This window comes from Achromobacter sp. UBA4530, from assembly GCF_002388205.1.
Lineage (GTDB): Bacteria > Pseudomonadota > Gammaproteobacteria > Burkholderiales > Burkholderiaceae_B > Achromobacter > Achromobacter animicus.
This window is the reverse complement of sequence record NZ_DGMA01000025.1, coordinates 416,502-443,098: the sequence shown is the minus strand read 5'-3', so window position 1 is coordinate 443,098 and position 26,597 is coordinate 416,502. Positions and strand designations below refer to the sequence as shown.

At 64.4% G+C, this 26,597-nt stretch carries 25 protein-coding genes; 9 read left to right on the top strand and 16 right to left on the bottom strand.

From position 1 onward, the window contains the following. Nucleotides 1-4: 4 nt before the first annotated feature. Together eno and ftsB are read left to right on the top strand one after the other, a co-directional pair. Complete coding sequence (eno, locus tag B2W22_RS18970; protein ID WP_054429546.1) at nt 5-1,291, top strand: phosphopyruvate hydratase; 1,287 nt, start codon at nt 5-7, stop codon at nt 1,289-1,291. A 66-nt stretch (nt 1,292-1,357) separates the two neighbouring features. Next, nucleotides 1,358-1,855 (top strand): cell division protein FtsB, encoded by a 498-nt coding sequence (ftsB, locus tag B2W22_RS18965; protein ID WP_175122908.1) that lies wholly within the window; start codon nt 1,358-1,360, stop codon nt 1,853-1,855. 36 nt (nt 1,856-1,891) lie between these two features. Here ftsB and B2W22_RS18960 read toward each other — a convergent pair whose 3' ends face one another. From B2W22_RS18960 to B2W22_RS18895, 14 genes are all read right to left on the bottom strand, one after another. Continuing rightward, nucleotides 1,892-2,644 (bottom strand): TadE/TadG family type IV pilus assembly protein, encoded by a 753-nt coding sequence (locus B2W22_RS18960; protein WP_349679462.1) that lies wholly within the window; start codon nt 2,642-2,644, stop codon nt 1,892-1,894. A gap of 98 nt (nt 2,645-2,742) precedes the next feature. After that, nucleotides 2,743-3,675 (bottom strand): Hsp33 family molecular chaperone HslO, encoded by a 933-nt coding sequence (gene hslO / locus B2W22_RS18955; protein ID WP_286939168.1) that lies wholly within the window; start codon nt 3,673-3,675, stop codon nt 2,743-2,745. Nucleotides 3,676-3,760: 85 nt separating this feature from the next. Further along, nucleotides 3,761-4,282 (bottom strand): gamma carbonic anhydrase family protein, encoded by a 522-nt coding sequence (locus tag B2W22_RS18950; RefSeq protein WP_286939166.1) that lies wholly within the window; start codon nt 4,280-4,282, stop codon nt 3,761-3,763. Nucleotides 4,283-4,284: 2 nt separating this feature from the next. Further along, nucleotides 4,285-6,000 (bottom strand): acyl-CoA synthetase, encoded by a 1,716-nt coding sequence (locus B2W22_RS18945; protein ID WP_286939163.1) that lies wholly within the window; start codon nt 5,998-6,000, stop codon nt 4,285-4,287. Nucleotides 6,001-6,125: 125 nt separating this feature from the next. Beyond that, nucleotides 6,126-6,998 carry a UDP-2,3-diacylglucosamine diphosphatase gene (locus B2W22_RS18940; RefSeq protein WP_175122903.1) on the bottom strand — a complete coding sequence of 291 codons (873 nt, stop codon included), beginning with the start codon at nt 6,996-6,998 and terminating at the stop codon, nt 6,126-6,128. A 108-nt stretch (nt 6,999-7,106) separates the two neighbouring features. Beyond that, entirely contained in the window at nt 7,107-8,012 is a 906-nt protein-coding gene (locus tag B2W22_RS18935; RefSeq protein WP_175137364.1) for a DUF2167 domain-containing protein, read from the bottom strand. Between the two features lie 141 nt (nt 8,013-8,153). After that, on the bottom strand, nt 8,154-8,669 hold the full coding sequence (locus B2W22_RS18930) for an RDD family protein (RefSeq protein ID WP_175122901.1): 516 nt from the start codon (nt 8,667-8,669) through the stop codon (nt 8,154-8,156). A gap of 133 nt (nt 8,670-8,802) precedes the next feature. After that, a complete protein-coding gene (locus B2W22_RS18925) occupies nt 8,803-8,991 on the bottom strand; it encodes a hypothetical protein (RefSeq protein ID WP_008161862.1) in 189 nt (62 codons plus the stop codon). 262 nt (nt 8,992-9,253) lie between these two features. Continuing rightward, nucleotides 9,254-10,642 carry a THUMP domain-containing class I SAM-dependent RNA methyltransferase gene (locus B2W22_RS18920; RefSeq protein ID WP_239216256.1) on the bottom strand — a complete coding sequence of 463 codons (1,389 nt, stop codon included), beginning with the start codon at nt 10,640-10,642 and terminating at the stop codon, nt 9,254-9,256. Nucleotides 10,643-11,197: 555 nt separating this feature from the next. Continuing rightward, nucleotides 11,198-11,626, bottom strand: coding sequence for a CopD family protein (locus B2W22_RS18915; RefSeq protein WP_175122899.1), 429 nt, complete (start codon nt 11,624-11,626; stop codon nt 11,198-11,200). A gap of 93 nt (nt 11,627-11,719) precedes the next feature. Continuing rightward, the gene (locus B2W22_RS18910) at nt 11,720-13,171 is read right to left on the bottom strand and encodes a bifunctional 2-methylcitrate dehydratase/aconitate hydratase (protein WP_175184274.1); all 1,452 of its coding nucleotides are present in this window, start codon (nt 13,169-13,171) and stop codon (nt 11,720-11,722) included. Between the two features lie 73 nt (nt 13,172-13,244). Further along, nucleotides 13,245-14,438, bottom strand: coding sequence for a bifunctional 2-methylcitrate synthase/citrate synthase (prpC, locus tag B2W22_RS18905; protein WP_056322074.1), 1,194 nt, complete (start codon nt 14,436-14,438; stop codon nt 13,245-13,247). Nucleotides 14,439-14,527: 89 nt separating this feature from the next. Further along, nucleotides 14,528-15,418 (bottom strand): methylisocitrate lyase, encoded by an 891-nt coding sequence (gene prpB / locus B2W22_RS18900; protein ID WP_175122897.1) that lies wholly within the window; start codon nt 15,416-15,418, stop codon nt 14,528-14,530. Between the two features lie 263 nt (nt 15,419-15,681). After that, nucleotides 15,682-16,671, bottom strand: a complete 990-nt coding sequence (locus tag B2W22_RS18895; RefSeq protein ID WP_054429535.1) for a malate dehydrogenase — start codon at nt 16,669-16,671, stop codon at nt 15,682-15,684. A gap of 355 nt (nt 16,672-17,026) precedes the next feature. On the opposite strand from B2W22_RS18895, the gene B2W22_RS18890 reads away from it, so the two are divergent. The 7 genes from B2W22_RS18890 to B2W22_RS18860 all read left to right on the top strand — a co-directional run bounded on the left by B2W22_RS18890 (nt 17,027) and on the right by B2W22_RS18860 (nt 22,856). Continuing rightward, on the top strand, nt 17,027-17,806 hold the full coding sequence (locus B2W22_RS18890) for a GntR family transcriptional regulator (protein WP_056322083.1): 780 nt from the start codon (nt 17,027-17,029) through the stop codon (nt 17,804-17,806). Nucleotides 17,807-17,926: 120 nt separating this feature from the next. Then, nucleotides 17,927-18,340 (top strand): succinate dehydrogenase, cytochrome b556 subunit, encoded by a 414-nt coding sequence (gene sdhC / locus B2W22_RS18885; RefSeq protein ID WP_063952703.1) that lies wholly within the window; start codon nt 17,927-17,929, stop codon nt 18,338-18,340. After that, nucleotides 18,341-18,724 (top strand): succinate dehydrogenase, hydrophobic membrane anchor protein, encoded by a 384-nt coding sequence (sdhD, locus tag B2W22_RS18880; protein ID WP_008161843.1) that lies wholly within the window; start codon nt 18,341-18,343, stop codon nt 18,722-18,724. A gap of 3 nt (nt 18,725-18,727) precedes the next feature. Then, a complete protein-coding gene (sdhA, locus tag B2W22_RS18875) occupies nt 18,728-20,506 on the top strand; it encodes a succinate dehydrogenase flavoprotein subunit (RefSeq protein WP_175122896.1) in 1,779 nt (592 codons plus the stop codon). 18 nt (nt 20,507-20,524) lie between these two features. Next, nucleotides 20,525-21,241 carry a succinate dehydrogenase iron-sulfur subunit gene (locus B2W22_RS18870; protein ID WP_056322095.1) on the top strand — a complete coding sequence of 239 codons (717 nt, stop codon included), beginning with the start codon at nt 20,525-20,527 and terminating at the stop codon, nt 21,239-21,241. A 24-nt stretch (nt 21,242-21,265) separates the two neighbouring features. After that, on the top strand, nt 21,266-21,526 hold the full coding sequence (locus B2W22_RS18865) for a succinate dehydrogenase assembly factor 2 (RefSeq protein ID WP_175122895.1): 261 nt from the start codon (nt 21,266-21,268) through the stop codon (nt 21,524-21,526). A gap of 19 nt (nt 21,527-21,545) precedes the next feature. After that, nucleotides 21,546-22,856 (top strand): citrate synthase, encoded by a 1,311-nt coding sequence (locus B2W22_RS18860; RefSeq protein WP_006218129.1) that lies wholly within the window; start codon nt 21,546-21,548, stop codon nt 22,854-22,856. Nucleotides 22,857-22,950: 94 nt separating this feature from the next. Here the strand turns inward: B2W22_RS18860 and B2W22_RS18855 are convergent, their stop codons facing one another. Further along, on the bottom strand, nt 22,951-23,976 hold the full coding sequence (locus B2W22_RS18855) for a fimbrial protein (protein WP_175122894.1): 1,026 nt from the start codon (nt 23,974-23,976) through the stop codon (nt 22,951-22,953). Nucleotides 23,977-23,990: 14 nt separating this feature from the next. Then, on the bottom strand, nt 23,991-26,561 hold the full coding sequence (locus B2W22_RS18850) for a fimbria/pilus outer membrane usher protein (RefSeq protein ID WP_239216244.1): 2,571 nt from the start codon (nt 26,559-26,561) through the stop codon (nt 23,991-23,993). Nucleotides 26,562-26,597: the final 36 nt, after the last annotated feature.

The window sequence follows — 26,597 nt, the reverse complement described above, 5'->3', positions numbered from 1 at the left end:
AGTCATGAGTGCAATCGTCGACATCATCGGCCGCGAGATTCTGGATTCGCGCGGCAACCCCACCGTGGAATGCGATGTGCTGCTGGAATCCGGCGCCATGGGCCGTGCGGCCGTGCCGTCGGGCGCGTCCACCGGCGCCCGCGAAGCCATCGAACTTCGTGACGGCGACAAGGGCCGTTATCTGGGCAAGGGCGTGCTGCGCGCCGTTGAAAACCTCAATACCGAAATCTCCGAAGCCCTGATGGGCCTGGACGCGCAGGAACAGACGTTCGTCGATCGCACCCTGATCGAACTGGATGGCACCGAGTCCAAGGAGCGCCTGGGCGCCAACGCCATCCTGGCAGCCAGCATGGCCGTGGCCCGCGCCGCCGCCGACGAATCGGGCCTGTCCCTGTACCGCTATTTCGGCGGCAGCGGCCCCATGAGCATGCCCGTCCCGATGATGAACGTCATCAACGGCGGCGCGCACGCCAACAACACGCTGGACCTGCAGGAACTGATGATCCTGCCGGTGGGCGCCGGCAGCTTCCGCGAAGCCCTGCGCTGGGGCGCTGAAGTCTTCCACATGCTCAAGAAGCTGATCCACGGCCAGGGCATGTCCACCGCCGTGGGCGACGAGGGCGGTTTCGCGCCCAACGTTCCCAGCCACGAAGCCGCCATCCAGCTCATCCTGAAGGCCATCACCGAAGCCGGCTACGAGCCGGGCACGCAGATCGCCCTGGGTCTGGACTGCGCCAGCTCCGAGTTCTACCGCGACGGCAAGTACACGCTGGCCGGCGAAGGCGGCATCTCGCTGTCCTCGCAAGAGTTCACGAACCTGCTGGCCACGTGGTGCGACAAGTACCCGATCATCTCAATCGAAGACGGCATGGCCGAAAACGACTGGGAAGGCTGGAAGCTCCTGACCGACCAGCTCGGCAAGAAGGTTCAGCTGGTGGGCGACGACCTGTTCGTCACCAACACCAAGATCCTGCGTGAAGGCATCCAGAAGGGCGTCGCCAACTCGATCCTCATCAAGATCAACCAGATCGGCACGCTGACCGAAACGTTTGCCGCCATCGAAATGGCCAAGCGCGCCGGTTACACCGCCGTCGTCTCGCACCGTTCGGGCGAAACCGAAGACTCGACCATCGCCGACATCGCCGTGGCGACCAACGCGATGCAGATCAAGACCGGCTCGCTGTCGCGCTCGGATCGCATGGCCAAGTACAACCAGCTCCTGCGCATCGAAGAAGAGCTGGCTGAAGTGGCGTCGTACCCCGGCCTGGAAGCTTTCTACAACCTGCGTTGATAAGAAGCGCGGCCCCGGCGTCTTGCCAGGGCCGCATCCACGCCACGACAGTTGAGGTTCCCGCGTATGCGCCTGTTGTTCCTGGTGCTGTTCGTGCTGCTAGGCTTGATCCAATACCCGCTGTGGCTGGGTAAGGGCGGCTGGTTCAAGGTCTGGGATCTGCAACGCCAGGTGGCGGAGCAGCGCGAGACCAACGAAGGCCTGCGCGCGCGCAATGCCGCGCTTGAGGCCGAAGTGCGCGATCTGGAAGGCGGATCGGGAGCCATCGAGGAGCGGGCGCGCGGAGAGCTGGGCATGATGCGGGACGGCGAAGTGTTCGTGCACATCCTGCCCCAGAATACCCAGCCGCCCGCCGGCGCCTCGCTTTCCGCCGAAGCGCCGCCCAAGCCAGCCGTAACCGGCACCCCGGCGCGCGCAAATGCGCCGGCTGCCCGGCCTGCGTCGGCCGCGCCCACGACCCGGCCTGCTTCGACGACGGCCACGCCCCGGCCCGCGTCGGCAACGCCTGCCAGACCCGCCGCCACGACCGGCGCCAACAATTCAAATTCCACCGCCAGGCAGTGATGCCCGGCGGTTTTTTTGACCGGGCGGCGTGCCCGCCTAACCTGAGCCGCAGCGCAACTGCCGGCACTCCCCGTACACCACGCCTTCCGGATGGGGCCGCTTGCGCGCCCAGTCGACCGGATGCGTGTGCATTTCGTGTTCCAGTTCGACCACGATGGGCAGCAGGCCCTGGGTCAGCGCGTGGCCGATATACGTGCCATCCTGCCGGCCCAGCAAGGCAAGCAGTGCCCGCAACGGCGGCAGCAGCGGCTTGTGCAGATACGTCAGGCGCAGCTTGAGCGTGTTGGCCAGGAAGATGTCCTGGCCGCCCGGGCGTGGTGGTCGGCGGGCATGCTGCAGGTCCTGGTAGCCGTTGTCGATGGTCCGTAGGCCCGGCGCGCCAGCCACCTGCAAGTCCGGCCGCCCGTGCTCGCGGAACGACTGGTCGTCGGGCCGCAGCACTTCAATGCGCCAGGACGGGGCCCCCATCAATGCCTTCAGTGCTGCCATCGCGCCATCCCGCCGTTCAATGGCGCCGGCCGGGCCGCTGGCGCTCGCATGCAGCGGCAGCAACGCCTGCAGAAAGGCCGCTCGCAGCCGGGCCGGGTCGCCATGGCCCGTGGCGCCGGCGCGCGCCGCTTCCATCAGCGCCAGGTGCGCCATCTGGCGCGCGCCGTGCCACCGCGCGGCCTCGACGCACAGCAGGCCCAGCAGCAGCACGATGGCGCCTGCCACGGCGAACTCGAGGGCGGCGGCCCCGTGTTGCCGGCGTACGGTGCGTAAGTCGCAAGAAAAAATTAAGGCGGTCATGGCTGCGCAGTGTGGCGCGCCCATGACCGCCTGTCGATAAGGACAATCCGGCGTGACAAAAACGTTCCGGCGGGCTTGCCGCCGGGACGCATCAATCATCAATGCACGGTGGGAGGCTCATCTCCGGAGGACGTCTGGCTCGCCGAGAACAGCGCCGCGCAGTCGACCGAATCGAACTTGTAGGGCTTGCCGCAGAAATCGCAGGCCACGTCGACCTGGCCGCGCTCTTCCAGGATGCTGTTGACCTCTGCTTCGCCCAGCGAACGCAGCATGTTCGCCACGCGCTCGCGAGTGCAGGGACAGTGCCAGCTCACCGGCTGGGGGTCGAAGGCGATGAGCGTTTCTTCCCAGAACAGGCGGTGGATGAGCGTGTCGATGTCGGTGGCCAGGATTTCGTCGCGCTTAAGCGTGCCGGCCAGGGCGTTGATGCGTTCCCAGGTCTCGGCGGCCACCTGTTCGGTCAGGGCGCGGTCGGTCTCGCCGCCGCCGTGGTGCGGCAGGCGCTGCAGCAGCATGCCGGCCGCGTGGTCGGCGTCGGCCGACAGCCACAGGCGCGTATCCAGTTGCTCCGAGGCCTTCATGTAGTGTTGCAGGGCTTCGGCGACGGTCTCGCCCTCGAGCGGCACGATGCCTTGGTAGGCCTGCTGGCCGGGCAGCTTGCGCTGCGGGTCCAGCACCACGATGAAGCGTCCATTGCCGCCGGGGTTCAACAGGCTTTGCATGTCGCCGGTGCTGGGTACCTCGTGGCCTTCGCGCATCTTGACGGTGGCGCGCAGGCTTAGGTCCGAGCGGCATTCCACCACCAGCAGGGCGATGGGGCCGTCGCCCTGGATCTGCAGCACCAGCGAGCCATCGAACTTGATGTTGGCGGCGAGCAGGGTGGATGCCGCCACCAATTCACCCAGCAGGTCGGTGATGGCGGGCGGGTAATCGTGGTTGGCCTGGACGGCCTTCCACGTGTCAGACAGGCGCACCGCTTGGACGCGGACGCTGCGGTCTTCGGTAAGGTATTTTTTGAGCTGATCGGTCATAGCGGAATGTTAGCCGATCGTGGGGGGGTATTCCCCCTGCTGGCAGCAGGGGTTGGGGCACTTGCGGGGGCCCTCGGGGGAGCCGTCAGCCGATGCGTTTCAGGGCCGTCTTGTACTGTTGGCCGCGCGCCACGTAATGGGCGGTGTTCTTGTGCATGTTGGCGATTTCCTCGGCGGAAAGCTCCCGCACGATCTTGCCAATGCCGATGACCAGCGAATTGTCCGGAATGACCCGGCCTTCGGGGATGATCGCCCCGGCGCCGATCAGGCAGTTGCGGCCGATGACGGCATTGTTCAGGACGATCGCCTGCATGCCGACCAGCGCCCCTTCGTGGATGGTGCAGCCGTGCAGCATGGCCTGGTGGCCGACGGTGACGTTCGGGCCGATGGTCATGGGACAGCCCGCGTCGACGTGCAGGACGCTGGATTCCTGGATGTTGGTGCCTTCGCGGATCAGGATGGCGTCGTTGTCGGCGCGGATCGATACATGCGACCAGATGCTGACGCCGGCTTCCAGCGTGACGTTGCCGATGAGGTCGGCGCTGTCGGCCACGTAGGCCTGCGGGTCGATGCGAGGGATCAGGTCGTTGAGCTGGTAAATGGCCATGCCTAGGTCTCCGTTTGCCGCGCCGGGGCGGCAACGGGCGCGCCAACGTCGGTCTGGGGCGCGCTGGCCTGCGCGCGTTCTGCTTCACGCTCGCGCAGGATGCGCCGCTGGATCTTGCCCGTGGTGGTCATGGGCAGTTCGTCCACGTATTCGATTTCCTTCGGGTATTCGTACGGCGCCAGGCGCTCGCGCACGTGCTCCTGAAGGTTTTCGGTGATTTCGCCTCGGTCCCGGAGGGCAAATTCCGGCGTCAGCACCACAAAGGCCTTGACCACCGCACCGCGCTCGGCGTCCGGCTTGGGCACCACGGCGGCATTGGCCACGGCCGGGTGGCCAACCAGGCAGCTTTCGATTTCACCCGGGCCGATCCGGTAGCCGGCCGACTTGAAAACGTCGTCGGCGCGGCCCGCATACCAGAGGTAGCCGTCCTCATCGACGGTGGCGAGGTCGCCCGTCAGGCACCAGTCGCCTTTGAACTTGGCCAGCGTGGCGGCCTCGTTGCGCCAGTAACCCAGGAACATGACCGGGTCCGGAAAGCCGTGGATGTCCAGCCGGTTGACCGCGATCTCGCCCGTGGCGCCCGGCGCGACCGGCGTGCCGTCGTCGTCCAGCACCGCCACGTGGTGGCCGGGATACGGGCGGCCCATCGAGCCGGGTTTGGCGGGCCAGCGTTTGTTGCTGTTGCCCACCACGTAGTTCATTTCGGTCTGGCCGAACATTTCGTTGGGCGTCACGCCCAGCGCCGTCCGGCACCAATCGAACACCGTCTCGCCCACGCTTTCGCCGGCGCTCATGATGGCGCGCAAGGCAAGCTGGTAGCGCTGGCGGGGCTCTGGCACCGCCTTCATCATCATCTTCAGCGCGGTGGGGAAGAGGAACGTATTGGTGACCTGATAACGTTCCAGCAGTTCGAAGGCGCGTTCCACGGAAAAGCGTCCGCGCGTGCCCACGATGGGGTGGCCGAAATACAGCGTGGGCAGCAGGGCGTCCATCATGCCGCCGGTCCAGGCCCAATCGGCCGGCGACCAGAACACGTCGGCAGGCTTGGGAAACCAGTCCTGCGAGGCGACGAAGCCCGGCAGGTTGCCGATCAACACGCTGTGGGGCAGCAGCGCGCCCTTGGGGGCGCCGGTGGTGCCGGAGGTGTAAAGCAGGATGGCCGGATCCGACGAACGGGTCTGCACGGCCTTGAATTCGTTGGGCTGGCGGGCCAGCAGGCTGCGCCATGGCAGCACACGTTCGTCGGCGAAGCCGATGCCAATGACCTGCTGCAGGGCGGGACAGTGTTCGGTGACGGCCAGCAAATTGGCGCTGGAGGCGTGGTCGACGATGGCGACGCGGGCTTCGGCATCGCACAGACGGCTTTGCAGCGCTTCGGGGCCGAAGAGCGCCGACAGGGGCAGGACCACCGCGCCGACGCTGTAGATGGCCATATGAGCGACCACGGTTTCCGGGCGTTGCCCCAAAACCACACCGACCCGGTCGCCCTTGCCCACGCCCATTTTCACCAGGCCGTTGGCGAGCTGATTGGCGGCTTCCGCCAGGCGGGCGAAGGTCCAGACCTCGCGGTTGCCGGACTCATCTTCGTAGTAGATGGCAATGCGCCGCGCATCCGGACTGCTGGATGCCCAGCGGTGGCAGCACGCTTCCGCGATGTTGAACTGGGTGGGCACCAGCCAGCGGAATGATTGGTAGAGCGCCTGATATTGGTCGTTCATGGCCCTATGTTGTAAGCATGTTGCGGCGTGAACGGGTCATATCGCCCGTTACTCAGGTGCAAGCATGACCTAGAGGGGCGTGAACTGCAATATCCCCGTTGCGTAACGGGGACGCATACGGGTTATCACGGATGCTTGCCTTGCCGGCGCAGCGCGGAGGGCAGGGCGGGCAGCGTCAGGGACCGCGGCGGGCGGTTGGCCGGGTCGCGCTGGCGTTCGGCCTGCAGCACCGCCCAGTCCAGAAGCTGGAGCTGGCCGTCGTGCGTCTCTGCCAGCGCCGACAGGCTTTCGACCCAGTCGCCGTCGTTGCAGTACAGGATGCCGCTCACGTCGCGCAGTTCGGGCTTGTGGATGTGGCCGCAGACCACGCCGTCCAGTCCACGCCGCCGGGCTTCGCCGGCCAGCGCCTCCTCGAAGTCGGTGATGAACGACACCGCGTTCTTGACCTTGTGCTTCAGGTACTGGGACAGGGACCAGTAATGCATGCCCAGCCGGTGGCGAAGGCGGTTGAAATGGTGGTTGACCCACAACGCAAACTGGTAGAGCCCATCGCCCAGGTGCGCCAGCCAGCGGCTGTGCTGGATGACGCCGTCGAACTGGTCCCCGTGCAGCACCAGCAGCCGCAGCCCCTTGGCCGTGACGTGCACGTCCTCGTCCAGGACCTCGATGTCGCCAAAGGCGAATCCGGCGAACTCGCGGGCGAATTCGTCATGGTTGCCCGGGATGAACACCACGCGAGTGCCATTGCGGGCTTTGCGCAGGATGCGCTGGATCACGTCGTTGTGCGCGCGGGGCCAGTGCCAGTGCTTGCGCAACTGCCAGCCATCGACGATGTCCCCGACCAGGTACAGCGTGTCCGAGTCGTTGTGATCCAGAAAATCGAGCAGGAATTCCGCCTTGCACCCGGCAGTGCCCAGGTGAATATCGGAAATCCACAGGGCGCGCCAGTGCGTCGGTTGGATCTCGTTCACGGTCGCTTCCCTGTGGGCTGTGGTCATGCTTGAGAATGAGACCACCTACCGATGACGCGCGCGTGACGAATCCATGACGCGGTTGTGACGGCGCGCGCGGCCAGGCAGGCGCACGCGCACCACCCGTCCAGCGGATCAGGACTGCCCGGTGGCCTTCTTGCCCTTCAGGCGCTTCCACAGCCCGCCGCCCAGCGCTGCCGCGGCCAGGATGCCGACCTTGGCGAACTTGGCCAGGAAAGCCGCGATCACCGCAAACAGACCGAGCTTCTTGGCGGCGACGCCCGCCACCAGAGCCGCCAGGCCATACTCGGCGACCTTGTCGCTCGAGGCATCGAAATCGGCGTAGCGCTTGCCTTCCACGTAGTGCAGGTTGTCCAGCAGCGCCAGCACGGCGGCCTTGTCCGTGGGCACCTTGTTCTTTTCGGTGATCAGGTCCAGGGTGATGTAGCCGTCGCGGCCCAGCGCGTAGGTGTTGTAGTTGACCGTGGCGTCTTCCTCCGCGGCGGCGTCCTTGTGCTTGGCGGCCACCGACCAGACCAGGCGCTGCGTGTTGCTGTCGTACTTGGGCGCCTCCACCCAGCCGCCCACCGTCAGCTCCGGAAAGCCGCGCTTCTTGCGTTCCTCGTTGGACGCCTCGGTGCCTTCACGCAGGCTGTCCAGCAGTTCGTTGACGTTCCAGTTGCGGGCGTCGTCGTCCTTGATGTAGCCGGCCTTGTCGAAATTGACAGTGACGACCCAATCCTCGTCGTCGCTCTTGGGCATCACGACGCCCAGCAGAGAAGGATCCTTGCCGTTGCCATAGGCCTGCATCAACCGGTCGGCCTGCGGGCGCGGCACGAAGAACATGGTCTGGGGCAGCTTCAGCGTGGCCTGGTCGCCCAGTGTCACGTCGGTCGGCCCTTGCCGGGCGGCGGCGAAGGCGGCCTTTGAAGCCGCTTCGATTTCCTGCTGGGCCGATGCGTTTTGGGCGGACGCGCCTGCGTGCAGGAACAACAGCGCGCTGGCGAAGGCCAGCGACAGGCGGGAAAGGAATGCGCGCATGGTGAGAATGAAGCCGTAAATTAAATGGGGCCTCATTGTCCGGGCGTGCGGCTGTCATCTTTCTGAACAGGCGCGCGAAATAGCGGGCGGCTTGGCAAGCATCAAACGGCGATGCCGGCCGCGCGCCGCCGAGCGTGCCGGTCAGCGCGCTTTCTTGGCCTGCGGCGCGTTACGCAGGCGCGTGCCCAGAATCCGGTCGTGCAGAAACTGACCGTCCGGGTCAAACCATGACCAGATGAAGATGGCAAAGGGGGCCGCCACGATGAACATGTCCACGGACGGCCAGCCGGTGGCCAGCGCCGCGCCCCAGACCACGGCGGCGCCTGCCAGCACCAGCGGCCAAGCCAGGATGTAGCGCAGGATCAGCAGGCCGGTCGACGGCGTGTTGCCATGTCGGTCCACCAGCCGGATGTTCCAGGTCTTCATGGGCAGCGTCTGGCCGCGGCGGCGCCAGCACAGCACGAAGTAGGCGCCGATCGCCACGAACAGCCACGCCTGCCGGGCGGCCCGCAATTCCAGCGCATTGCGGCTTTGGGTGAGGGTATCCAGCAGGTAACCCGCGAGGAACACGACGCCGAACAGCAGGACGGCTTCGTACATCATGCAGGCAAACCGGCGCAGCCGATTGGGCGTCTCGTCGAGGTGGGCGTCATTCATGGACGCGTATTATCCATAAATTGTTGCCCCCACGTTTCGCGCGAAAAAAAACCCGCCGGTGAGGGCGGGTCTATAAAAGGGGCTATGCAGCCCCCAAGGGGAAAATCGTTAGGCCCGAAAGCCTGGGCCCAGCTTAGGCAGCGGAATGCGCGTTCTTGGCGCTCGTCTTGCCGGCCAGAGCCTTGATGCCGTGGGCCAGCTTGCGCAGGCCTGCAGCCAACGCCCGCATCGGATGCGGGCGGAATTGTTCTTCGATAGCCTGGAGCATCAGTTGACGCTCGAGTTCGTCGGTCAGGCGAATGGTGTTGTTCGGGTTGATCACAATAGCCTCCACGGGCTTGCACAGTTGTTTGCTACTAGGGATAACCCGGATTATAGGGGTTTACCCTGAAACTATGCAAGAGGCCGATTCAAGCTGGTGCAACCTGGCAACACCTTGGTGCTGATGATGCCCCAAAACCGCGCGGCCGGGCACCATAAGCAAAGATAGGCGCCGCATGTTGCGGCGCTTTTACAACGTGGGATGCTGGCGGAATCAAGGAAGGGGCGCCCCCGCGGCGTGTGCCGCAGGGGGCAGAACGCGCTCAGGCGTCGCGGTAGCCGGCGGCCACCAGCTCGAAGCCGAACAGGCGGCAATCGAGCGCGCCGTTGTGCAAGGGGACGCGCCGCTTGGGCTTCAAGCGCATCTGGTTGGGCAGCGTCAGGTCGCTGGTAATGACGTGCAGCTCCCATCCCGCGAAATTGCGCTTCAGGCAGGTGGCCCAGTCGCGCCACAGGTCGGCGTCCTGCTCCGCGCCCATGCGCTCGCCGTAAGGCGGGTTGGTGACGATCCAGCCGTGGTCGGCGGGCGCCACCACGTCGCGGGCATCGCCCACTTCAAAACGGATCGAGTCGGCCGTCAGCCAGGCGCGCTCGGCGTTGTTGCGGGCGTATTCGATGGCCAGGGGATTGAGGTCGTAACCTACCAGAGGCGCGTCCAGCTGCGGCAGGATGCGGGCGCGGGCGTCTTCCTTAAGGTCGCGCCAGCGGTACGCATCGTGGTCACGCAGGCGTTCGAAACCGAACGGGCGCGAGATGCCCGGGGGCACGCCCAGCGCGATCCAGGCCGCTTCGATCAGGATGGTGCCGGAGCCGCAGAAGGGATCCAGCAGCGGCGCCGCCGGATCCCAGCCCGCCAGCGCCAGCATGCCGGCGGCCAGGTTTTCGCGCAGTGGCGCCTCGCCCTTGTCTAGGCGCCAGCCGCGCTTGAACAGGGATTCGCCCGAGGTGTCCAGGTACAACGTGGCTGTGTGACCCGTCAGGAAAAGGTGTACGCGTGCATCGGGGCGTACCGTGTCGATGCTGGGGCGCTCGCCTTCGAGTTCGCGCAGGCGGTCGCAGATACCGTCCTTGGCGCGCAGGTTGCAGTACTGCAGGCTCTGCACCGGGCTCTTGATGGCCGAGGTGTCCACACGCAGCGTCTGTTCGGCGCCGAACCAGCGTTCCCAGGGCGTATCGCGGGCCAGATCCAGGATGTCGTCTTCGTGCGAGATCTCGGCGTGCGCCACCTGCACCAGGATGCGGGTGGCCAGACGCGAGTACAGGTTGGCGCGCTGGATGCCGGACCAGTCCGACGTGAATGAGCAGCCCGCCCGGCCTGCCTTGGCGTCTTCGTAGCCGAGGGCCTGCATTTCGGCGGTCAGCGCTTCTTCCAGGCCTTGGGGGCAGGGGGCGAAGACGGTGAAGGTTTCAGCTTGACGCGGCTCGCGGGGACGGCGGCTGCGGACATCGACGCGGGGGGCGGCGCGCTCGCGCGGGGCATCCCAGTCGTGATCTGCATCGGCTTCGTGCGCGAAATCGGATTGCTGCGCGTCGTCGGATGCTGCGGTGTGGTCGGGCTCTTGGGCGAATTCGGGGGCGGGGCCGTCGTCTTCGAACGGATCGTAGAAACGGCCGGCCGGCGTCGCCGGGGCAATGTACTGGTCATCACGCAAGCGCGGCGCGCGCTGCGGCGTGCGGCCGGCGCGCGAGCCGGGTGCGTCATCGCGGCGGCCGTCATCGCGGCGGCCGTCGCCACGGCGGCTGTCGTCCGCGCGGGTGCGGTCCGAAGCGCCACGGCGCGCCGAGGGACGGTCGGATTGGCCGCGATCGGAAGGACCTCGGTCGTACGGGCTACGGTCGGACGGACCGCGGTCGTACTGGCCGCGCTCGGCCTGCCCGGGGCGTGACTGACCAGACCGCGACTGCCCCGAACGCGGCGACGTGCCACGGGCGGGCGCATCGCGGCCCGCGCCGGACGGCCTGCGGGCGCTGCGGGCCTCTTCTTCCTGGCGCCGCTGGTAGCCTTCAGGGTCTTTCTGGCGTTCGGTATTGTCGCGGGCGCGCTCGATCTGCGCGACCAGGCGCGCGCGGGCGCCGGTGCGGGTGCGTTTGGCAGCGCCTTCGGCTTGGGCGTCGCGGGCCGTTTTCTTGATCGTCAGCGTCTTGCGCGGGCGGTCCTGTTCATCAGAGGACATACGAATCCTGGCGAATGTGCAAAGGTAGGGGTATCAGAAGGGTTTGACGACGACCAGCGCCACCACCACCAAGAGCAGCAAGACGGGAACTTCGTTGAACCAGCGATAGAACTTGTGCGAACGGGTGTTCTTGCCCTGTTCGAACTTGCGCAGCATGAGGCCACAGGCGTGATGGTAGCCGATGACGAGCAGCACGAAAAAGAGCTTGGCGTGCATCCAGCCATTGCCGGGGCCCACGCCGATGCGATAACCCACGTATAGCCACATCCCGAAAATGATGGCCACGACCGCCAGGATGGTGGTGAAGCGGTATAGGCGGCGCGCCATGCCGAGCAGCGTTTCCTGGACAGCAGTGTCCGAGGTCTGCGCCAGATTCACGAAGATGCGCGGCAGATAAAACAATCCGGCAAACCAGGAAGCGATGAAGACGATGTGAAAGGTCTTGACCCAGAGCATGGCCATGGCGCGATCCGATGGAGGAAAGCCGCATTGTATGCGCGCCGGTGTGAGCAGAGCAGACGCCTGCCGCTTACACCTCCCGTCAGCCGGACGCCCTCAGATCACGTACAAATCCATATATTCATGGACCGGCATCGCTTCCAGCGTCTCCTGATCCAGCGACGCCGCCAAAATTCGCTGCTGCTGACGGGGCGGAAACACACGGGCCAGGTTGGTGCGGAATTTGGCCTCCAGCAGCGGAATGCCGTCGGCGCGGCGGCGCTTGTGGCCGATGGGATATTCGCAGACGATTTCATCCAGCGCCGAGCCGTCGTTGAACTGCACGGTCAGTGCGTTGGCGATCGAGCGCTTAGCGGGGTTGTGATAATCGCTCGTGAACGCGGGGTCTTCCACGCAGACGATCTTGGCGCGCAGCGCGTCGATGCGCGGATCCTGCGCGATCTCGTCTTCGTAGTCGCCCGCGGTCAGGCGCCCGAACAGCACCGGAACGGCCACCATGTACTGAATGCAGTGGTCACGGTCGGCAGGATTGTTCAGTGGTCCCTTCTTGTCGATGATGCGGATGCACGCCTCGTGCGTGCGGATCCGGATCTGCTTGATGTCGTCGGCGCTTTTGCCCAGGGACTTGAGCAGATCGTGGAGCTGCATGGCGCATTCCACGGCGGTCTGCGCATGAAACTCAGCGGGAAAGGAAATCTTGAACAGCACGTTTTCCATCACGTAGCTGCCATAAGGCCGCTGGAACTTGAACGGCTGCCCCTTGAAAAGCACGTCGTAAAAGCCCCAGGTCTTGGCGGTCAGCACCGACGGATAACCCATTTCGCCGGTACGCGCGATCAGCGCCAGACGCACCGCGCGGCTGGTGGCATCGCCGGCCGCCCAGCTCTTGCGGCTGCCGGTGTTGGGGGCGTGTCGATAGGTGCGCAGGCTCTGGCCGTCGACCCAGGCAAGCGACACCGCGTTGATCACTTCGTCACGGGTCAGGCCCAGCATTTGCGCCACGACGGCGGTGGACGCCACCTTGACCAGAACGACGTGGTCCAGGCCGACCTTGTTGAAGGAGTTTTCCAGCGCGATGCAGCCCTGGATTTCGTGTGCCTTGATCATGCCGGTCAGCACGTCGCGCATGGACAGGGGCGGCTTGCCCGCCGCGACCGCCGTGCGCGACAGCCAGTCGGCTGTGGCAAGGATGCCGCCCAGGTTGTCGGACGGGTGGCCCCATTCGGCGGCGAGCCAGGTGTCGTTGAAGTCCAGCCAGCGGATCATCGTGCCGATGTTGAACGCCGCCTGGACCGGGTCAAGCTGGAACTGCGTGCCGGGCACCTTGGCGCCTTGCGGCACTACGGTGCCCGGCACGACCGGACCCAGCAGCTTCCTGCACGCCGGATATTCCAGCGCTTCCAGGCCGCAGCCCAGCGTGTCGATCAGGCAGTTGCGCGCGGTCTCGTACGCCAGATCGCTGCGGACTTCGTAGTTGAGCACGTAGTCCGCGATATCTGCCAGGACCTGGTCGGGTTCGGGACGGACGTTCGAGATCGGGGCAGACATAGCAGTACCTCTTCGGAAAAGTGAATACAGGTGGCCATGCCGCGCCCTCGATCGGTTTTACTTCCGCTTGGTTTTACTTGCGCTTGTCGATGGGCACGAACTTCTGGTCTTCCGGGCCCACGTAATTGGCGGTGGGACGGATGATCTTGTTGTCGATGCGCTGCTCGATGATGTGGGCCGACCAACCCGCGGTGCGCGCGATGACGAACAGCGGGGTGAACATGGCGGTGGGCACGCCCATCATGTGATAGCTGACAGCCGAGAACCAGTCCAGGTTGGGGAACATCTTCTTGACGTCCCACATGACCGTTTCCAGGCGTTCGGCGATGTCGAACATCTTGGTCGTGCCGGCCTTCTTGGACAGTTTCTTGGCGACGTCCTTGATGACCTTGTTGCGCGGGTCGGAAACCGTGTAGACCGGGTGACCGAAGCCGATGATGACTTCCTTGGCTTCCACGCGGCGGCGGATGTCGGCCTCGGCTTCGTCCGGCGTTTCGTAGCGCTTCTGGACTTCGAATGCGACTTCGTTGGCGCCGCCGTGCTTGGGGCCGCGCAGTGCGCCGATGGCGCCCGAGATGGCCGAGAACATGTCCGAACCCGTGCCGGCAATGACGCGGGCCGTGAACGTCGAGGCGTTGAATTCGTGCTCGGCGTACAGGTTCAGCGAAATATGCATCGCCTTGACCCATTCGTCGCTGGGCTTTTCGCCATGCAAGAGGTGCAGGAAGTGGCCGCCGATGCTGTCGTCGTCCGTCTGCACGTCGATGACGCGGCCGTTGTGGCTGTAGTGGTACCAGTAGAGCAGGGCCGAGCCCAGGTTGGCCATCAGGCGGTCGGCGATGTCGCGCGCGCCCGGGGTGTTGTGGTCGTCTTTTTCAGGCAGCACGCAGCCCAGCACCGACACGGCCGTGCGCATCACGTCCATCGGATGGCTGGCGGCGGGCAGGGCTTCCAGGGCAACCTGCAGTTGCGCGGGCAGGCCGCGCAGGCTGCGCAGCTTTTCCTTGTAGGCTTTCAGTTCGGCCTTGTTGGGCAGCTTGCCATGGACGAGCAAGTGGGCGATTTCCTCGAACTCGCTGGTATCGGCGATGTCCAGGATGTCGTAGCCGCGATAGTGCAGGTCGTTGCCGCTGCGGCCGACGGTGCACAGTGCGGTGTTGCCCGCGACCACGCCGGACAGCGCAACCGACTTCTTGGGCTTGAAACCGGCTTTTTCTTCCGGCTTGGCGTCCGATTTGGCTTCTTGCTTCTTGGGAGCCGTGCTCATGTCTCTACTCCTTTCCTTACGCGATGGAAGATGCAATGGGGGCGGGCGCCGCCGCGGGTCTGCCGCGGCGCGCGCCTGACGTTGCGCAACTAGGCCTTGCCCTTCTGGAAGAGCGCGTCCAGCCTGGATTCGAATTCGTGATAGCCGATGCGGTCGTACAGTTCTTCGCGCGTCTGCATCAGGTCGACGACGTTCTTCTGGTGGCCGTCGCGGCGGATCGCGGTGTAGACGGCCTCGGCGGCCTTGTTCATGGCGCGGAAGGCGGACAGCGGATAGAGCACCATGCCCACGCCGACGCTCTTCAGTTCCTCGACGGAGAAAAGCGGCGTCTTGCCGAACTCCGTGATGTTGGCCAGCACGGGCACCTTGACGGCCTTGACGAAGCGGTCGTAGGTGGGCAGGTCGTAAGCGGCTTCGGCGAAGATCGCATCGGCCCCGGCTTCCACACACGCTAGCGCGCGTTCGATGGCCGCGTCCACGCCGTGCGAGGCGATCGCGTCGGTGCGGGCGATCAGGTAGAAATCGCTGTCGGTACGCGCGTCGGCGGCGGCCTTCACGCGGTCGGCCATTTCCTCGGTGGTGACGATTTCCTTGCCGGGCCGATGGCCGCAGCGCTTGGCGCCGACCTGGTCCTCGATGTGGCAGGCGGCCGCGCCGAACTTGATCAGGCTTTTGACGGTGCGGGCGATGTTGAACGCCGACGGGCCGAAGCCGGTGTCGATGTCGACCAGCAGCGGCACATCGCACACGTCGGTGATGCGGCGCACGTCGGTCAGGACGTCGTCCATCGTGTTGATGCCCAGGTCCGGCAGTCCCAGCGAGCCGGCCGCGACGCCGCCGCCGGACAGGTAGATGGCGCGATAGCCGGCGCGCTTGGCCAAGAGGGCGTGGTTCGCGTTGATGGCGCCGATGATCTGCAGCGGATTCTCTTCGGCGAGCGCGCGGCGAAAGAGGGCGCCGGGCGATTCGGGTCTGGCCATGGTTGTCTCCTGTTCTTGGTAGCCCACGACCTTATCGCGGGTCCGAAAAATAAATCTGTCCCCTGCGCGACAATCCCCGCGGCAAGATCTTTCGCGAAGAGAGCGAAGAGACAGGTGTATTTCACGGTACTGCGGTATTCGATGCGTACGAATTGCGGCATGCATCGGGCATGTATTGCGGCACTTCAGCTGCCGCGCGCAATGCGGTCCCGCTTAAGGATTGGGCCCGCATGAACGGGCCCAATCCTTTTACTGCGCGCTGCTTACTTCAGCAGGTCCTTGACGCCGTCGCGCTCTTCGAGGAGCTCTTTCAGCGTGAAGTCCAGGCGCTCACGCGAGAAGGCGTCGATTTCCAGGCCTTCGACGCGCTTGTACTCGCCGTTTTCGGTGGTGACCGGCACGCCGTAGATGATGCCTTCGGGGATGCCGTAGGAGCCGTCCGACGGGATGCCCATCGTGACCCACTTGCCGTTGCTGCCCAGGACCCAGTCACGGACGTGGTCGATGGCGGCGTTGGCGGCCGAAGCGGCCGAGGACAGGCCACGGGCTTCGATGATGGCGGCGCCGCGCTTGCCCACCGTGGGGATGAACGTGTCGCGGTTCCAAGCGTCGTCGTTGATCAGCTTGGACAGCGATTCGCCGCCGACGGTGGCGAAGCGGAAGTCGGGGTACATCGTGGGCGAGTGGTTGCCCCACACGACCAGCTTTTCGATGTCGGCGACGGCCTTGCCAGACTTGGCGGCCAGTTGCGACAAGGCGCGGTTGTGGTCCAGGCGCAGCATGGCGGTGAAGTTCTTAGCGGGCAGGTCCGGCGCCGACTTCATGGCGATGTAGGCATTGGTGTTGGCAGGGTTGCCGACGACCAGGACCTTGACGTTGCGGCTGGCGACGTCGTTCAGGGCCTTGCCCTGAGCCGTGAAGATCTGTGCGTTGACGGACAGCAGGTCCTTGCGTTCCATGCCCGGGCCGCGCGGACGGGCGCCAACCAGCAGGGCCACGTCGGCGTCCTTGAAGGCGGTGCGCGGGTCGCTGTGCGCGGTGACTTCCTGCAGCAGCGGGAAGGCGCAGTCATCCAGTTCCATGATGACGCCCTTCAGGGCCTTTTGCGCTTTCTCGTCGGGGATTTCCAGCAGTTGCAGGATGACGGGTTGATCTTTACCCAGCATTTCGCCCGAGGCGATGCGGAATAGCAGTGCGTAACCGATTTGGCCGGCGGCGCCGGTGACGGCGACACGCAAGGCAGGCTTGGACATGGACGTTCTCCGTAATGGTTTGGCGAGAAAAAAATCTCACCAATCAGTGTAATCGTTGGGCGCGGTAACAAGCGGCCGCCAGGGGCGCTGCGCGTCGCGCGGACAGCTTTGAATCCTAGATCGAATTAACGTAAGCGTCAATTGATCTTCTATCTTATATAAGACATAAGACGTTGGACAGCTCGCCTCCCGATATGCCACAATAGAGCGTTTATTCGAATGCGCCGCGGCCCGCTGGGCCGCGCGCCTGTATCAAGCCATAAGGCCGGCGGCAGCAGCGCATACGGATGAGTCTGCATCCCTTGGTGCTGCCTTCTCATTCATCCGGATAAACATGACACTTTCAAGAAGATCCATGGCAGAGCCTAGGCCCGAAACCTCCTTACGCAATCGCGCCGCCCGTCCAACGGGCGAGGGAGCCGCTTTCAGTCCGCTCTACCGCCAGATCAAGGATCTGCTTGTCCAAAGCCTCGAACGCGGCGAATGGAAGCCCGGCGAGCTCATCCCCAGCGAAATCGATCTGGCCGCCCGTTTTCAGGTGAGCCAGGGCACGGTGCGCAAGGCGGTCGATGAGCTGGCCGCCGAGCACATGCTGCTGCGCCGCCAGGGCAAGGGCACTTTTGTCGCCACCCACCACGAAGCCCGCGTGCGCTACCGTTTCCTGCGCCTGGCCCCCGACGAAGAGGGAGAGGCCGGCCGCGCCGAAAGCCGCATCCTGGAATGCCGCCGCACCCGCGCGCCCGCCGAAATCGCCCGCGCGCTGGACTTGCGCGCCGGCGAGACCGTCGTCATGATCCGCCGCCTGCTTTCCATGGGGCAGACACCGACCGTGCTGGACGACATCTGGCTCCCCGGTTCCATATTCCGTGGTCTCACCCTTGAGCTGCTGACCGCCAACAAGGCGCCGCTCTATGGCCTTTTTGAATCCGAGTTCGGCGTCAGCATGGTGCGCGCGGACGAGAAGCTGCGAGCGGTCGCCGCGCCGGCTGAAGTCTGTACGCTGCTTAATGTTGCCGCCGGCACGCCGTTGTTGCAGGTAGACCGGGTGTCTTACACATACGGTGACCGCCCCATGGAAATCCGCCGGGGGTTGTACTTGACCGATCGATACCACTACCGCAATAGTCTGAATTGATGAGTTTTTTACCTACGATTTGATACCAACCCATCTCTGGGCGAAAATACCGCGTTTGCCCGCAAGGGCCGCGGCGATTTAGCCGTAACGATTCCCTAGTTCCGAAACACCGAGGCCGTCATGTCCGACACCGCTGCCAAGCCACGTCCGCAGTTTCGCAATATTGGTATTGCGCAAATTGCCAGTTACCGCCTGCCCCTGGCCGGCAAGCTGTCCATTCTGCACCGCGTCAGCGGCGCGTTGTTGTTCCTCTGTCTTCCCTTGGTCATCCTGCCGCTCTTCGCGGCCAGCGTGGCCGCACCGCAGACGTTCGCCGCCGTGGCCGCGTACGCCGGCAACCCGATCGTCAAGCTCGTTTTCCTCGTCCTCGTCTGGGGCTACCTGCATCACTTCTGTGCGGGCATCCGGTACCTGCTCCTGGATCTGCACATCGGCATCGACAAGCAGTCCTCCAAGAAGAGCGCCGGCGTGGTGTTCGGCGTCAGCCTCGCGCTGACCCTGGTGTTCGCTCTCAAACTGTTCGGAGTGCTGTAAATGGCCGCCGCTAAAAACTACGGACCCAAGCGCCTGGTCGTCGGCGCGCACTATGGCGTCATGGATTTCATCATCCAGCGCATCACCGCCGTCATCATGGCCGTGTACACGCTGGTGCTGCTCATCGGCATCCTGATGATGCCGGCCTTCACGTACGAACACTGGACTGCGCTGTTCAATTTCTACGTGGGCGTTCTTCCGGTTGGCCAGATCCTGGCCACCCTTGCATTCATTGCGCTGGCCTGGCATGCCTGGATTGGCGTGCGCGACATTTGGATGGACTACGTCAAGTCGGTGGGCGTGCGCCTGCTGATGCAAGTGCTGACGATCCTCTGGCTGGTCGGTTCGGTCGTTTACTTCGCGCAAATCCTCTGGAGCATTTAAGCCGTGGTCTCTGTCCTGAAATCCCTGCCGCGCCGCCAGTTTGATGTGGTGGTCGTGGGCGCCGGCGGAGCCGGCATGCGTTGTTCGCTGCAACTGTCCCAAGCGGGCCTGTCCGTTGCGGTGCTCTCCAAAGTGTTCCCCACGCGTTCGCACACCGTTGCTGCGCAAGGCGGCGTGAGCGCCTCGCTGGGCAACATGAGCGAAGACAACTGGTACTGGCACATGTACGACACCGTCAAGGGTTCGGACTGGCTGGGCGACCAGGACGCCATCGAATTCATGTGCCGTGAAGCGCCGAACGCCGTGTACGAGCTCGAGCACTTCGGCATGCCGTTCGACCGCAACCCCGACGGCACGATCTACCAGCGTCCGTTCGGCGGCCACACCGCCAACTTCGGCGAAAAGCCGGTCCAGCGCGCCTGTGCCGCTGCCGACCGTACCGGCCACGCCCTGCTGCACACCCTGTACCAGCGCAACGTTGCCGCGCGCACCCAGTTCTTCGTCGAATGGATGGCGCTGGACCTGCTGCGCAACGAAGCCGGCGACGTCGTGGGCGTGACCGCCCTCGAAATGGAAACGGGCGAAATCTACATCCTGGAAGCCAAGACCACGGTGCTGGCCACCGGCGGCGCAGGCCGTATCTGGGCCGCTTCCACCAACGCGTTCATCAACACCGGCGACGGCCTGGGCATGGCTGCCCGTGCCGGCATCCCGCTGCAGGACATGGAATTCTGGCAGTTCCACCCGACCGGCGTGGCCGGCGCGGGCGTGCTGATCACGGAAGGCGTGCGCGGCGAAGGCGGCATCCTGCTGAACAAGGATGGCGAGCGCTTCATGGAGCGCTATGCGCCCACGCTGAAGGATCTGGCGCCGCGTGACTTCGTGTCGCGCTCGATGGACCAGGAAATCAAGGAAGGCCGCGGCTGCGGTCCGGACGGCAGCTACGTGGTGCTCAAGCTCGATCACCTGGGCGCCGACGTCATCAACAAGCGCCTGCCCTCGATCCGCGAAATCGCCATCAAATTCGGCAACGTGGACCCGATCAAGGAACCGATCCCCGTCGTTCCGACCATCCACTACCAGATGGGCGGCATTCCGGCCAACTACCACGGCCAGGTGCTGACGCGCGAAAACGGCGAGAACAAGATCGTCAACGGCCTGTACGCCATCGGCGAGTGCGCCGCGGTCTCGGTCCACGGCGCGAACCGCCTGGGCACGAACTCGCTGCTCGATCTGATCGTGTTCGGCCGCGCCACCGGCAACCACATCGTGAACTCGCATCCGGAGCGCCAGCGCGCGCACCAGGACCTGCCGCAACAGGCCGTCGAGTTCTCGCTGGACCGCATCAACAAGCTGGAATCGCGTACGTCCGGCGAAAAGACGCAAGACATCGGCAACGCCATCCGCTTCTCGATGCAGCGCCACTGCGGCGTGTTCCGCACGCTGGACCTGCTGAACGAAGGCGTGACCCAGATCGAAGACCTGGCCAAGCAAGCCGACAGCATCTACTTCAAGGACAAGTCCAAGGTGTTCAACACCGCCCGCGTCGAGGCGCTGGAACTGGCGAACATGACCGAAGTGGCACGCGCCACGATCAAGTCGGCCGCCGCCCGCACCGAAAGCCGCGGCGCGCACGCGCTGGACGATCACCCGACGCGCGACGACGAGAACTGGCTGAAGCACACGCTGTGGTACTCCGAAGGCAGCCGCCTGGATTACAAGCCTGTTCAGATGAAGCCGCTGACGGTCGAATCCTTCCCGCCCAAGGCGCGTACCTTCTAAGTCCGGATTGAGCCTACTATGAGCACCAAGAGAATCGTCAAGTTCGAAATCTACCGCTACGATCCGGACAAGGACGAGCGTCCCTACATGCAGAAGCTGGACGTCGAGCTCCAGCCCACCGACAAGATGCTGCTCGATGCGCTGGTGCGCATCAAGAACGACGTCGATGACAGCCTGGCCCTGCGCCGCTCGTGCCGTGAAGGCGTGTGCGGTTCCGACGCCATGAACATCAACGGCAAGAACGGTCTGGCCTGCACGACGAACCTGCGCGAATTGAAGGAACCGATCGTCCTGCGTCCGCTGCCCGGCCTGCCGGTCATCCGCGACCTGATCGTGGACATGACGCACTTCTTCAACCAGTACCACTCGATCCGCCCGTACCTCATCAACGACACGCCGCCGCCCGAAAAAGAGCGTCTGCAGTCGCCCGAGGCGCGCGAAGAGCTGGACGGTCTGTACGAGTGCATCCTGTGCGCGTGCTGTTCCACTTCCTGCCCGTCGTTCTGGTGGAATCCGGACAAGTTCGTCGGCCCGGCCGGCCTGCTGCAAGCCTACCGCTTCATCGCCGACAGCCGCGACGAAGCCACCGGCGAGCGTCTGGACAACCTGGAAGATCCGTACCGCCTGTTCCGTTGCCACACGATCATGAACTGCGTCGACGTCTGTCCCAAGGGACTGAACCCGACCAAGGCGATCGGCAAGATCAAGGAACTGATGGTCCGCCGCACGGTCTAGTTTTTGTGTATTTGAGGTGTACGAATGAGCAGGCTGACTGAACTGGAGCGGGCGCGACTGCGTTGGCGGGCGCGCCGCGGCCTGCTCGAAAACGACTTGATCATCACCCGGTATCTGGATGCCCACGAGGCTGAACTTACCGATGATGACGTGGCCGCATTGACCCAGCTGTTCGAGATGGGAGACAACGATCTTCTCGAACTGCTGCTGGCCCGTAAGGACCTCGAAGGCGAGCTGGATACGCCCAGGCTTCGAGGCATTATTGGCCAGATGCGCGCGCTCTGATTAATTGAGAGGAATAAACATGAACCTGTCTGACAAAAAAGCCACTCTGTCCTTCTCGGATGGCAGCGCACCCATTGAGTTCCCTGTCTACAAGGGCACGGTCGGTCCGGATGTGATCGACATCCGCAAGCTTTACGGCCAGACGGGCATGTTCACGTTTGACCCCGGCTTCATGTCGACGGCTGCCTGCGAGTCGGGCATCACGTACATCGACGGCGACAAGGGCGAACTGCTGTACCGCGGCTACCCGATCGAACAGCTGGCCGTGAACTGCGACTTCATGGACATCTGCTACCTGATCCTGAACGGCGAACTGCCGAACCAGGAGCAAAAGGCCGATTTCGACTCGCAAGTGACCCATCACACGATGGTCAACGAGCAGCTGCATTTCTTCCTGCGTGGTTTCCGCCGCGACGCCCACCCGATGGCCGTCCTGACGGGTCTGGTCGGCGCGCTGTCCGCGTTCTACCACGACTCCACCGACATCACGAACCCGCAGCACCGTCACATCTCGGCCATCCGCCTGATCGCCAAGATGCCGACGCTGGTTGCGATGGCGTACAAGTATTCGCAAGGCCAACCGTTCATCTACCCGCAGAACGACCTGTCCTACACGGGCAACTTCCTGCGCATGATGTTCGCCACGCCGTGCGAAGACTACAAGGTCAATGAAGTCGTCGAGCGCGCGCTCGACCGCATCTTCATCCTGCACGCCGATCACGAGCAAAACGCCTCCACCTCGACCGTGCGCCTGTGCGGTTCGTCGGGCACCAACCCGTTCGCCGCGATCTCGGCTGGCGTGGCTTGCCTGTGGGGCCCGGCTCACGGCGGCGCCAACGAAGCTTGCCTGCAGATGCTCGAAGAACTGCAAGCCAACGGCGGCATCGACAAGGTCGGCGAGTTCATGGAGAAGGTCAAGGACAAGAACTCGGGCGTGCGCCTGATGGGCTTTGGCCACCGCGTCTACAAGAACTACGACCCGCGCGCCAAGCTGATGCAGGAAACCTGCAAGGAAGTGCTCTCGGCCCTGGGCCTGGAAAACGACCCGCTGTTCAAGCTGGCCATGGAACTGGAACGCATCGCCCTGTCGGATCCGTACTTCGTCCAGCGCAAGCTGTACCCGAACGTGGACTTCTACTCGGGTATCGTCCAACGCGCCATCGGCATCCCGACCTCGCTGTTCACGGCCATCTTCGCGCTGGCCCGCACGGTGGGCTGGATCGCCCAGTGGAACGAAATGCTGTCGGATCCCGACTACAAGATCGGCCGTCCCCGTCAGTTGTTCACCGGTTCGGTCACGCGCGACGTGCCCCCGATGGACAAGCGTTAATTCGCTACGCCCCTCCGGAAGGCGGCGCCTTCCGGCAAAACGCCAGTCAGCTCAGCGCCGACTGGCGTTTTTCTTTGGCGCCTTGCGTTGGCAGCTACAGATAGTTCATCGTGAAAGTCACTGCCGAGTTAGCCGAACCGGGTGTGACCTTGTCACCGGTTTGACGGTATTTCGCGCGCAAGGGGATCTTGAAGCTGCCGCCCGACGCGCTGTTGTAGCCGGTAAACGGCAGCTTGGCGCCCAGCACTGCCGGATTTCCGTCTCCGTCCAGCAACTGGATGCCAACGCCCGTCGCGGATGAGGCCGCGTCCAGCCCGATGACCGCGTTTGCGGCGTCCAGGACGGGCGTGACGGCGTCGATCTGGTAGTGGATGGCGCTCATTCCCGCCGGGCAGCCATTCAACGAAATATCGAATGGAACCGGCTCACTGGATGTCCCTTTGCCCTTGAAGACGGATGCCTTGGGGGATCCGAGAAGCACGGAAACGTCGGGCGTGGTGCATGCCTGCGAGAACAGCAACACCGCCATGGTGACGAAATTGATCTCGAGGCCGGGATCCTGGGTGAGAATGCTGCCGACTTCATTCGAGAACGATGCGGTGGATGCAATGGTTATCGGCGAAACAATGCCGGTGGCAACCGGCCCGGTCTTAACGAACATCGCGCGTAGCTGTCCGCCGTTGGTGACGGCGCCTTGCATGTTGCATGCCCTTGTTCTCCAGTTCCGGCTGAGGGCTTGGAATGCCGACCAACTGCAGCCGTTGATGAAGCTCCGGGCGCCGATGATGATGCCGAGGCCGTCGACGCCCGTCGCATGGACCTCGTAGGTAACTCCGTCAACCACCTTCGTCTGTCCTGCGCTGGGAATCAGGGCGCGCATACCGGTGCCCGTGGTGGCCCCTCCGGAAACGTTGCACTTGAACCAGTCGGCAGTGGAATCGGTCGTCAGCCAGTCGGTGAGGGCCGTGCCAACGGCGGCATCCCGAGGTACTGTGATGTGCGGCGGCGTATTCACGGAAACCGCGCTTATCGTCTGGGTGCAGGTTGAGGCGGCCCACGAGGTGGTGGAACCCAGCAGGGCAATCAGCGTGGCCCCGGCAAGCAGGATGGTCTTTTTCATCAATGTTCTCGTCGTCAGTTTTTGGCGATCAGGCGGGGCGCCGTCTCTTCGCAGAGCAGGCCGGTTGCCTGAGGCAGCGATTCGGCCTTGGATCGCTGCTCGGGAAGGGCGTAACCGAACGTGCAGGTTTCGCCATCGTTCGCGCCCCATTTCACGGTCAGGACACCTTGTTTGTTCTTCAGTCCGCGCGCGAGAATGCGGCCGCCCTGTGCCACGACACCCACGCTGTTGCCCTCTGCGTCCCGCACGTCGGCGCCGAAGGGAAGGGGTTCGCCGCTGCGCGTGGCAACCGTCAGCAGCGCCGCGCTTCCAGCGCTTTCGGTTTCGAAGCTCAGCCGAACCACCGCGCCGGCGGTGGGGGCCACATGTTGTTCGGTCGCCTTGAGTTCGACGTTCAGCGGCAGGCCCTTAGGGTCGAGCTCGATGCTGTTTCTGGCGTAGGGCGTCAAGGTCGATACGACGCCGCGGCCCTTGGAATCCAGGCGCACCCCGCTGCTGGTCAGCACCCGGGCGCCGGCAGCGTCTTTGGCCTCGACGATTGCGATCGTTTCGCCGGAGTTCGGGGTCATGACGACGCCGCCGCCATACGCCACAACGCCGCCGGAAAGGCCCGCACCGTATTGCGTGTAGTTCGAGCTGGTGCTGGCGTTGGCCGACACGGCCGCCACCGGCGTGCGGTACGAGGCGTTTGCCGCGATGTTGGTGTTGGCTGGACCATTTGACGACATGGCGCGCCCGGCGCTCACGCCATAGTTGAACGCGTTGCCGGCGCCGAGGGCTCCCGCCACCGACTGCTGGATGCTGCCCGAACCATCCGATCCCTTCTGCATGCTGGTCGACGCGTAGACCGGGTTCTGGTTGCGGCCCAGCGGAATGCCCACGTTGAGCATGACCTGGTTGTCCCACTTCTGCGTACCCACGTTGAGCTGACGCGTCGCCGACACGCTGTAGTTCACGTTCTTGTAGCTGTTGCTGTAACCGGCCTGGAGCTGGGTATCGCGGCCGGGTTTGTCCCAGTAATCCTGCGTCGATCCGGTGAAATGGACGGACCCATAACCCTGCGGCAGTTTCTGGTTGATGGTCGCCTGCAGGCGGCCGCGCTGCGTTCCATATTGACCTGCGCCTTGCCCGTGCTCCTGCCGGGATCGCAGTTCCATGGCGTCGGCCATGCTGAGGTAGCCGCGGCTGGAATAGCGATAGGCGCCCAGGGTGAGGCTGGTGCTGGTGGGCTCCAGAAACTTGGAGTAGCTCAGTTTGACGCTTTGTCCATTGCGGTTCTTTTCTTTGGGCAGGCGCGTGGCCGCCTGCGTGATGTCCAGCCCAAACGCGCCGAAGTCCGTGTTCAACGCGGCGCCGCCCAATACGGCGCCGTAGCCTTGGGCCGCGGTCAGGCCGCCGTAGGCGGTCACGAGATTGTTGATGCCATGCTGCACGGTCGCTTGCGCCATCAACGGCCGATCGGCCGTCTGCGGCGTGCGGTATTGGCCCGCGGTCACGCTGTATCGGGTCACGCCCGGGCGCAAGGAATTCACGGCGCCAGAGAAAGGAACCCGGGAGACCAGGACACGGCCGTCGGCTTCGTTGACCACCATTTCCAGGTCGCCGCCGTATCCGGTGGCATACAGGTCGTCGATGATGAACGGGCCGGGGGCCACGGTGGTTTCGTAAATGATGTTGCCGTTCTGGCGGACCTGGACGCGCGCGTTGGTGTTGGCGATGCCGCGCAGGGTAGGCGCAAAGCCGCGCTGCGATTCGGGATACATGCGATCGTCGCTGGACATCTGTACGCCGCGAAACCCGACGCTGTCGAAAGTGGACCCGTCCGTGAACGCGTCGCCGATGACCAGCTGGCTTTTCATGCCGGTGATGTTGCGCTGCAGATTCGTCTGCACGCTTTGATACTGCAGGCCGCGCTTGCTGTCCTTGGTCGCGTTGCCGGTGTGACGCAGGCGCCAGGGGCCCAAGTTCGCGCCGGCATTCAGGCCCGCAAAACTCTGCGTCGAAGCCTTGCCATCGGCGCGAGAGGTGTAGAAGTTGGCGTTGTAATTCAGAAGCGCGGCGGGCACTCCTTCGTCCCAATGTTTGGGGTCCACGAAACCGCGGCCCTGCCGGACCAGCGACGCTTGCGGCACCGTCACGATCAGCCGCTGCTCGCCCGCATCGAACTCCGCGCGCGCTTCCTTCACCAGGTCGGTCAGCGCAACACATTGGTCGCCCGACAACCGTCCGGCGCCCGCGGCGTCAACCTTGGCAAGATCGATGCCCACCAGCTCCACGAGCGCCTGATCGAAGCACGCCTGAAGCGGCGCGTTTGCGGAAGACGATTTATCGATGCGCACGTCAGAGCGACCCAGCCAGCGGTCGTTCACCAGCACGTCGAGACGGTAGGCGCCCGGGATTGCGCTGTTTGAGCGCGAGAACTGGCTGACGTCCACGTTCGCGCCGCCCAGAAAGGCATCGTTGAACTCCACGTCCGCTTCCATGGCGGCGAGCTCGGTGCTGCCTGAGGCCCAGGCAGTTGCGCTGAGCAGGCTTAGCGTGATCGCGACGAGCGCAAAATGCGGCGTGGTGGCAAGACGTTCCATGATGGGCAGGGGCGTGATCAGGCGCGGCGCTGCCGG